The 864-nt window shown below is 68.3% G+C and carries 1 protein-coding gene; it reads left to right on the forward strand.

All coding sequences use genetic code 11. The features are described from left to right. The coding region (locus U8L64_RS00695) for a VCBS domain-containing protein (protein WP_333392759.1) at window positions 1–864 on the forward strand (864 nt) is incomplete at both ends.

The raw sequence follows: 864 nt of genomic DNA on the forward strand, positions 1-864 counted from the left end.
CATTGGTGACCTGCAGGGCGAAACCTTCGCCGGCGACCACGGCACCCTGACGGTCACTGCCTACAACGCCGCCACCGGCGTGGCGAGCTACACCTACGAACTGACCGAAGCGACCACCGACGGCGCCGGCACCGAGACCGATACCTTCAGCCTGAGCGTGACCGACGGCACCGGCAGCTCGACCCCGGCCAGCCTGGTCATCGAAATCGTCGACGACGTCCCGCACGCCGTGGCCGACAGCGCCAGCGTGGGCGAGGACAGCGTCACCGCGATCACCGGCAACGTGCTGACCAACGACCTGCACGCCAACGGCCAGCCGGGCGCCGACACCCCGACCAGCTTCGTCAACTGGACCAGCACCACGGCGACGCACGGCACCTTCACCGACCTGGGCGGTGGCAACTACAGCTACCTGATCAACCCGGCCGATGCCGCGGTGCAGGGCCTGGACGAAGGTGAAACCCTCACCGAAACCTTCACCTACACCATGCAGGACGCCGACGGCGACCCGTCCAGCGCAACGTTGACCATCACCATCACCGGCAGCAACGACGGCCCGACCCTGAGCCTCGTCGCCACCGACAGCCTCGTCGACGAAGCCGGTCTGAGCAGCGGCTCGGCGGCGGCCGGCGACGGTGAGTTCGCCTCCGGCAGCTTCACCCTGGCCGACACCGATGGCCTGGACGACCTGCAGAGCGTGACCATCAACGGCAAGACCGTGGCCATTGGTGACCTGCAGGGCGAAACCTTCGCCGGCGACCACGGCACCCTGACGGTCACTGCCTACAACGCCGCCACCGGCGTGGCGAGCTACACCTACGAACTGACCGAAGCGACCACCGACGGCGCCGGCACCGAGACCGA

Source organism: Pseudomonas sp. FIP_A4 (assembly GCF_036701605.1).
Taxonomy (GTDB): domain Bacteria; phylum Pseudomonadota; class Gammaproteobacteria; order Pseudomonadales; family Pseudomonadaceae; genus Stutzerimonas; species Stutzerimonas phenolilytica.